The organism is Aquiflexum sp., from assembly GCF_041751335.1.
In the GTDB taxonomy this organism is placed as follows: domain Bacteria; phylum Bacteroidota; class Bacteroidia; order Cytophagales; family Cyclobacteriaceae; genus Aquiflexum.
In genome coordinates this window covers 1-8,240 of record NZ_JBGSXS010000019.1, presented here as the reverse complement: position 1 = coordinate 8,240, position 8,240 = coordinate 1, and the positions used below count along the sequence as shown (strand labels likewise).

Here is an 8,240-nt window from a genome sequence, read left to right as displayed (position 1 = left end):
GGCTGGAAACTTTCGAAAACCCAAACCTGAAATTGAAAGAAATTGAACAAAGAATACCATTTGAAAACAGGATGACCACTGCAAAAGAAATCGCCGATACCGTTGTTTTCCTTCTCTCCGACCGCTCTTCCCACACTACGGGGCAGCATATCTTTGTTGATGGAGGGTATACTCATTTGGATAGGGCGTTGTGAGAAGGGAGACTTGAGATGTGAGATGTGAGACGTGAGAAGCAAAAACTACATTCAAAATCACCAATAAACTTTGCCTTGTCACTTCGATCCCGACAACAGTACGGGAGAGAAGTCTATGTCCTCTTAGGGCTTTAGATTTCTTCCGCCTCGGAGGACAAGCTTCTACGATCGAAAAGACAAAGGACGACAACTCCAAAACCAGGAAACTTGATTAGCTGATAACACGACATCCAAACCCATGACCTCAAACCCATCAACCTCCCCCCTCATTCCCCGGACCCTACTCTTACCCTTTATCCTAATCACCTCCCTTTTTGCGCTTTGGGGTTTTGCCAATGACATCACCAATCCGATGGTCGCGGCATTTAAACGGGTATTGGAATTGAACAATGTGCAGGCTTCTTTGGTACAGATGGCGTTTTATGGGGGATATTTCACTATGGCATTGCCTGCGGCGATATTTATCAAAAAATACAGTTACAAGGTCGGGGTTTTGATTGGTTTGGGATTGTATGCATTTGGAGCATTGCTGTTTTATCCTGCAGCTGCTTGGGAAAGCTATTTCTTCTTTTTGATGGCTTTGTATATCCTGACTTTTGGATTGGCTTTTTTGGAAACTACTGCCAATCCTTATGTGCTTTCCATGGGGTCTGAAGAGACCGCCACACAACGTTTGAACTTTGCCCAGGCCTTCAATCCCATGGGGGCATTGGCAGGCTTGTTTGTCGCCAAGGAATATATCCTTAATGCACTGCAATCGAATAATGTCGATGCGATAGGAAATTTGATCTACCCTACCCTAGAAGAAACCTCCAAAGCAATCATCCGAACGAATGATCTATTGGTCATCAGAAACCCTTATGTGATGTTAGGGCTTGTCGTAATTGCATTGGCTGTGGTAATTTTTATGGTAAAAATGCCGGAAAACAAATCCAAAAGTGGCAACATTGATTTTTGGCCTTCCATGAAACGCTTGGCAATAAAGCCCCAATTTGTAGAAGGAGTAATTGCCCAAATGTTTTATGTGGGAGCCCAAATCATGGTCTGGACCTATATCTATCAATATGCCGACACTTTGGGGATTGACAATGCCTCTGCGGTCAATTATGCCTATTCAGCTTTGATTTTGTTTTTGGTAGGAAGGTGGATTTGTACATTTCTGTTCCGTTTCTTCTCCCCTGCCAGGTTATTGCTTTATTTTTCCGTGTTAGCTATATGCTTCACTTTGGGAGCAGTATTTATCCAAGGTATGTTAGGTCTTTATTCCCTAGTCGGTATTTCTCTTGCCATGTCCCTAATGTTTCCGACCATTTATGGAATTGCCCTGGAAGGTTTAGGTGAAGACGGGAAATACGGAGCAGCATTTCTAGTGATGGCGATAGTTGGTGGTGCCATTATGCCTACGCTACAGGGAGTGATATTGGATTTTGGTGGTCCTGGCTATGATGATATCAGGATCTTGGGAGTTCCCGAGGTCAATTTTTCATTTGTATTGCCTTTACTATGTTTTGTGGTGGTTGGGGTATTTGCTTGGAGGAGATGATTTGAAGTGGGAAGTTAGGAAGTTTGGAAGTGGGAAGTTAAGAAGTTGGACGGTTTCGGTGGCGTCATTCTGAACGGAGCTAAATTTCCCTTTAGTTTTGACATAGAGCTAAATGCGAAGTGAAGAATCTCCTGCGGAAGGGATGTAGGATAAATTATAAAGGATACAGGCGGAGTAGGGTGCCATCATTCTGAGTCCCCAACATTTATAGTATTTCAAAAATGGAATTAACATCTTGGTATAGCCGGAATCAATAGGAATGCGGCTTTAGTCAAAATAAAAATGTAAAATCATACTGAAAGAAGCTTCTCTTCACTTCAATCTAACACCATGTCAAATACGAAGTGAAAGCCTCCCCCTTAGTATTTCGCGAAATCTCTTTTGGCAGAGAAGATGGTTCGGTTTTAATACCACATAGAATCAGAGAGCACATAGTTATAGTAAGAAGTAGAAAGTAGGAAGTTTTAGAACGTTCTTTCAGAATGAAGCTTCTTTTCATTTCATTTTTAACAAAATCATTGTCCAGCCAGAATAATGTGATTAAAGACAATCACCTTGGGGTTGTGGGTTTCAATTTGACGGATTCCCATTGACATGAGTGCGACACTCACATTGGCTTAACTTTATAAGATCCTCAGATATTTTTAATCTCTTGATAGGGGTAATCACCTTCTCGGTTTTCTTTATAAAGAGAAACCAAAATCATATCTTGTGTGGAAATTTACAGTTTTCACATGCAGGCTACGGATCAAAAGGTTTTTTCTGCCATTCAACAAGGAGATGTTTCTACATTTGAGATGCTGTTCAAAACCCATTACCCTGCCCTTTGCCGCTATGCAACAGCTTACCTTTCTGACCGGGATGATGCTGAGGAAGTGGTGCAAGCCACATTTATTGGATTTTGGGAAAAGCGGAAAAACATACATGTTGATTCTTCATTGAAAGCCTATCTCTACCGATCTGTAAGAAATGCCTGTCTAAATGAAGTCAAAAGACAAAAGGTCCGCTTACAGTATGCGAATGCTTTGATCGCGGAAGGTGAAAAATTCAGCGAGCCGTCTGACCACCTGACGATTAAAACCGAATTGGAAACTAAAATCCATGAAGCCTTACAGTCATTGCCTGAACAATGTCGCCTCATTTTCAAAATGAGCCGATTTGAAGAACTCAAATACCAAGAGATCGCCGATCAGCTACGCATTTCCATCAAAACAGTGGAAAACCAAATGGGGAAAGCCCTCAAGCTGATGCGCATAAAATTAAAAGATTATTTACCATTTATCATAATCCTGATGGGTCGCCTGTTGGAACCATGAATCCGGAATCAGAACATATTGAAGAATTGATCGGGAAATTCCTCGTTGGAGAAGCTTCGGAAATGGAAGCCAACGAGCTGATGGAATGGTGTGCCATTTCTCCGGAAAACCAAAAATACCTAGATGATGCCCAATGGATTTTGGAAAAAACCCAATTGCCAGATAAGCATGACTTTGACACTGAAATCGCCTGGACAAAAGTCAAAAGAAAAATCAACCCTGAAAAAAGTAAAACCCGCACTTTATCCCCAGTTTGGAAAATTGCAGCAAGCTTTGTACTGCTTTTAGGTATCTCCTACATTTTTTACATCCTGGTAACACCTCAACAGGAATTTCAATACCTGAGTGAAAAACAGGTTCAGACACATGTAATGCCGGATCAAACCGAAATCACCCTCAACCAACAATCTGAAATCCGGGTGGATTACCATGCACGAAAAAATACCGGAACCATTCACTTAAGCGGGGAAGCCTTGATAAGTATACCAGAAGACAATAAAGTGAATTGGACAGTAAGGACAGGCGAATTGTTGATCGAAGATATAGGGACAGTTTTCCACGTCAGTGCACATCCTAATAGTCCTGTGGTTGAAGTCACCGTGCAGGAAGGAATAGTCCGTTTTTATTCCGAAAACAAGGAAGGGATTATTCTTCAAGTCGGGGAAAAAGGAAGCTATGACCGATCTACAGGTACATTCTCCAAAGCTATTGCAAATCCAAATGTGGCTGCATTTAAAACTAGGATGCTGACATTCCAAGAAGAGGAATTGGGGCAGGTTGTTGCATCTTTGGAATCAGTCTATGGCAGAAGAATTATTTTGGAGGGGAATATTGCTAACTGTCGGCTAACCGTTTCATTTGAATATGAGGATTTGGAAACCGTCCTTTCCGTCATCTCTGAAACCTTGGGTTTGGAAGTAATCGATGAGGGAAATTTAATCCAGATCAATGGTGATGGATGTTTTTGATTTTTTGAAAAATATTTTAACCAAATGGCTTTGGATGCCCTTGGCTTTGATTTTAGTTGTTTCGATTATGGTTCCTGTCATTGCCCAAGACCTACTTATTTTGGAAAAGAAAATCAATATCACAGCCAACAATGAAAGACTGGATCAGTTTCTAAAGCGATTATCCCAAGAAGCCGGATGTATATTTTCTTACAGTCCATCCGCAATAGATGTTACCAAGAACGTTTCTGGTGTTTTTTCCAATCAGCCTTTGAGGGAGGTTTTGGAAAACGTGTTTACCGGTGAAGTGGAAATCAAACAAAAAGGTGTCTATGTTATCTTAAGCCCCAAACCCTCCCCAAACAATGAAGTAGTAGTGAGCGGATATGTAGTAGATGAAAACACCGGAAAAGGGATTCGAAATGTGACGGTTTATGACCCAATCACCTTAAAATCTTCCAATACTGATGAATTCGGTTTTTTTGAACTGACAGTTAAAAATCCATCTTTGGACGAAATCAAATTGGTGATCAATAAAAAAGACTATTCAGACACCTTGGTAGTAAAGAATAAAAAAAATCCATTTCAAAAAATCCTTCTAAAAACCAGTGAAGTGGATTTTGGGGAAGTCGGGAAGGCAGTTGCCAAACCCATGAAGGATTTCTGGTTTTGGACCAAAAATTCCGTTGGGTTCACCAATTTGGAAAATGTCAGTGATACCATTCATCGCAATTTTCAGATGTCCCTCCTCCCTTTTGTTGGCACTAACAGAAAACTCTCCGGGAATGTGGTCAATGATTATTCTCTTAATATTTTGGGCGGTTTTTCAGGTGGTACCAACAAATTGGAATTGGGCGGTTGGTTCAACCTAAACAAGGGAAATGTCCAATTTGTACAAATGGCCGGCCTTTTCAATCAGGTTGGTGGGTCCGTAAAAGGGGTTCAAGTGGCGGGATTAGCAAATGGTTCTTTGGGAAATGTTGAAGCCGTCCAAATGGCCGGCCTGATCAATTTCACTACAGGAAATGTAAATGGTGTCCAAATGGCAGGCTTGTTGAACATCGCAACCAAAGAAGTCGAAGGCGTTCAAATGGCAGGACTTGCAAATTATTCCCACAGAAATCTGGAAGGAACCCAAATCTCCGGTTTGCTGAATGTGGGCAGAAATATCAGGGGCACCCAAATCGGGCTGATCAATTATGCGGACAGCATCAAAGGGGTACCGATAGGATTGATAAGCTTTGTCCGAAAAGGCTACCATCAAGTGGAAGTTGGGGCTGATGAGGTATTGCCCATCAATATTTCCCTAAAGACGGGGACACGGTCATTCTACAATATGATTTTTGCAGGAGTCAGGCCTGAGATGGCCGATTCCACCACTTGGGCTTTTGGATATGGAGTTGGTACGTCACCAAGATTGGGGAAAAAGTTATTCCTGAACCTTGAAGTCAGTTCTTCCCAATTGATTAAGGGAAATGTGGAAGCGCTCAATCTGGTCAACAAGGCTTACGTCGGATTAGAGTACCAAATCGTAAAAGGTTTTGGCATATATCTCGGACCAAGTCTCAATTGGAGGGTTTATGACAGTTCATTTACCCGACATCCGGATTTGTTTACCTATTCCAACCCTCCTATCCGAAATGAAAACTCCTTACCCACCAACAACATTTCCTCACAGTTATGGATTGGGGGAAGGGCGGGTTTGAGGTTTTTTTGAGGGGTGAAAGTATTTGATTTTTGAATCTTACTAAGTAAGGCAGTCTTTCCTCAACATACCATGTTTACAGATTAAATTGACTCCAATTAAATCTGAAAGCTAACCTCTTTCTTATATTTGAATACCGCAAACATTTTCAGAATTTTATTGTAATAGGAATTTATTGTATTTTAACTGGCGTTATTAAGGTTATCACATTCTGTCTCTTGAAAGAAATAAAGTTATGAAAACCATACAATTGAAAGTAAGCGATTCCGACATCAAAAAATATGATTTGGGAAATGAGGAAATCAAGTTTAGCGACTTGGTAAAAAAGATAAGCAGTGAATACGCTCGACAATCACTCTTGGAATGTAATGAAATAGCTGAACAAATTGGACTCTCCAAAATGACTTTGGAGGAAATCGATGCTGAAATAAAAGCTGTCAGGGATGCAAAAGCTCATTCTTGACACCAATGTCATCGTTTCTGCCCTGATTTCAAATTCAATTCCAACCAAAATCCTCTATGAATTGGTCTTACACAAAAAGTAGAAACATGTCTTTCAGACGAAATATTTGCTGAATACATAGAAGTTTTGGACAGAGAAAAATTTGCCACTTACACCAATTTTAAAGCCAAAGCAGAAATAGTATTGAACAAATTACGTGAGATATCAACTTACTATAAGACGGATAGAAAGATTGAAATACTTACGGATCTCAATGATAATAAATTTTTGGAATTGGCTGCTGTGAGTTCAGCAGATTATCTAGTCACCGGAAATACGCTAGATTTTTCTTTAACTGAATTTGAGTATACAAGAATATTAACACCTAGGGAATACTGGGATATCAATCCGATTTAGAGATTAGAACTTTAACCCAGTTAAGTGATTAGTCTCAAAGTTTGAGATTTTTTCAACTCCGAAGGAATGATCCAAAAAATAAACATGTGTTTCAACCCATGGATATGGAACGCCCCCAGCTTCGGAAAAATGCCATCGGCACGACCTATCTTGAGCACCTGACTTCAATATCGTTCGTCCCTATGGGACTTTAGGGATGGTGATCCTTTTTAGAACCACTGGTTGAAACCAATGGCTATTACATCGTTCATGCCTAAAGGCATTTATTGAGTAATTCAAAAAAAGTGGATAATTCAAAAAATTTCCCGTCCCACATAGGGGTAAAATAACTTTCGCTTGTCATGGATTTGAAACCAAACCAAAACCATGAATACAATAAGCAAAATCTTCGCAGTTGCCGCTTGTTTAAGTCTCTTTTCGATAGAGACAAGTGCATCCCAACCGGTTCTTGAAAAAGACAGCTTGGCAAAAGAACCAATCCGAGTTTCTTTCCTCAAACAACGAAATCCAAATTTTCATCCTTTCAAATTGAATGATGCCGATACCACATCGATTGCCATCCAATTTTCCTTTGTACCCTTCGTAGGTACCAATGGTATTTACTCAGGCAATACGATCAATGATGTTTCCTTTAATCTCTTGGGAGGATACTCAGCAGGTACTAGGGCTTTTGAAATGGCAGGTCTGTTCAATATCAACCGGGGTGACATGACCGGGGTACAATTGGCAGGACTGTTCAACCAAGTCGGTGGTAGAGTCGATGGGGTACAGCTTGCAGGACTGTTCAACTCCAATCTCCAAGATGTAAAAGGAGTCCAATTGGCAGGATTGACCAACATCACCATGGGAACTGTGGATGGGGTTCAATTGGCAGGTCTGATGAATTTTTCTCCCAAAAAAGTGAAAGGTGTCCAACTTTCAGGTTTGCTGAACTTCACAGCGGAAGAACTCGATGGTACCCAATTGTCAGGGTTGGCCAACTTTGCAGCAAAAAATGTAAAAGGCACCCAAATCTCCCCTTTCAACTATGCTACAAAAGTCCATGGATTCCAGCTAGGGCTGATCAACTTTGCGGATAGCATGAGCGGAGTTCCCGTGGGACTGATCAGTTTTGTACGCACCGGCTACCACACCGTTGAACTTAGCTTCAATGAAGTCCTTCCCTTAAACTTGGCCCTCCGAACAGGCAAACGGGAATTTTACAATATCCTCTTTGCAGGAATGAGACCAGAAATAAGTAGTGAGGTTACTTGGGCATTTGGATATGGAGTAGGAACCTCTCCCCGATTAGGGAAAAACCTTTTCATCAATATCGAGGCAAGCTCTGAGCAGCTGAACAACGGTAAGGTGGAAGCAATCAACCTGGTCAACAGGTTATTTGTAGGGGCTGATTTTCAGGTAGCCAAGAAAATGTCCCTTTTTGCAGGACCTACCTTGAATTTCAGGGTTTATGAGACCTCATTTACAGGGCATCCTGATCTGTTTACTTTTTATCAACCCCAAATCCAACGTGAAAAATCCCATCCTGAGGATATCGCCAGTCAGCTTTGGTGGGGATTCAGGGCAGGATTCCGGTTTTTCTAATCAACACGTCATCTCCCAAAACAATATCAAATACCCTCCCTTTTATAAACCAAAACCAACATTATGAAACCACAAGTTAAACTTTTGGCCTT

At 41.0% G+C, this 8,240-nt stretch carries 8 protein-coding genes; all 8 read left to right on the top strand.

Annotated elements, in window-relative coordinates; genetic code table 11:
- Positions 1-194, top strand: a 194-nt coding sequence (locus ACEW8U_RS00925; RefSeq protein ID WP_373520151.1) for an SDR family oxidoreductase, incomplete at its 5' end; no start/stop codon positions are given.
- A gap of 238 nt (positions 195-432) precedes the next feature.
- Positions 433-1,737, top strand: coding sequence for an L-fucose:H+ symporter permease (fucP, locus tag ACEW8U_RS00920; RefSeq protein ID WP_373520150.1), 1,305 nt, complete (start codon positions 433-435; stop codon positions 1,735-1,737).
- Between the two features lie 713 nt (positions 1,738-2,450).
- Positions 2,451-3,053, top strand: coding sequence for an RNA polymerase sigma-70 factor (locus ACEW8U_RS00915; RefSeq protein ID WP_373520149.1), 603 nt, complete (start codon positions 2,451-2,453; stop codon positions 3,051-3,053).
- Entirely contained in the window at positions 3,050-4,021 is a 972-nt protein-coding gene (locus ACEW8U_RS00910; RefSeq protein WP_373520148.1) for a FecR family protein, read from the top strand. The genes ACEW8U_RS00915 and ACEW8U_RS00910 overlap by 4 nt, the downstream gene beginning before the upstream one ends.
- Before the next feature lie 4 nt (positions 4,022-4,025).
- Positions 4,026-5,717 (top strand): hypothetical protein, encoded by a 1,692-nt coding sequence (locus ACEW8U_RS00905; protein WP_373520147.1) that lies wholly within the window; start codon positions 4,026-4,028, stop codon positions 5,715-5,717.
- A gap of 223 nt (positions 5,718-5,940) precedes the next feature.
- Complete coding sequence (locus ACEW8U_RS00900; protein ID WP_373520146.1) at positions 5,941-6,168, top strand: hypothetical protein; 228 nt, start codon at positions 5,941-5,943, stop codon at positions 6,166-6,168.
- Positions 6,169-6,228: 60 nt separating this feature from the next.
- On the top strand, positions 6,229-6,564 hold the full coding sequence (locus ACEW8U_RS00895; protein ID WP_373520152.1) for a putative toxin-antitoxin system toxin component, PIN family: 336 nt from the start codon (positions 6,229-6,231) through the stop codon (positions 6,562-6,564).
- Positions 6,565-6,930: 366 nt separating this feature from the next.
- Positions 6,931-8,148, top strand: coding sequence for a hypothetical protein (locus ACEW8U_RS00890; protein ID WP_373520145.1), 1,218 nt, complete (start codon positions 6,931-6,933; stop codon positions 8,146-8,148).
- Positions 8,149-8,240: the final 92 nt, after the last annotated feature.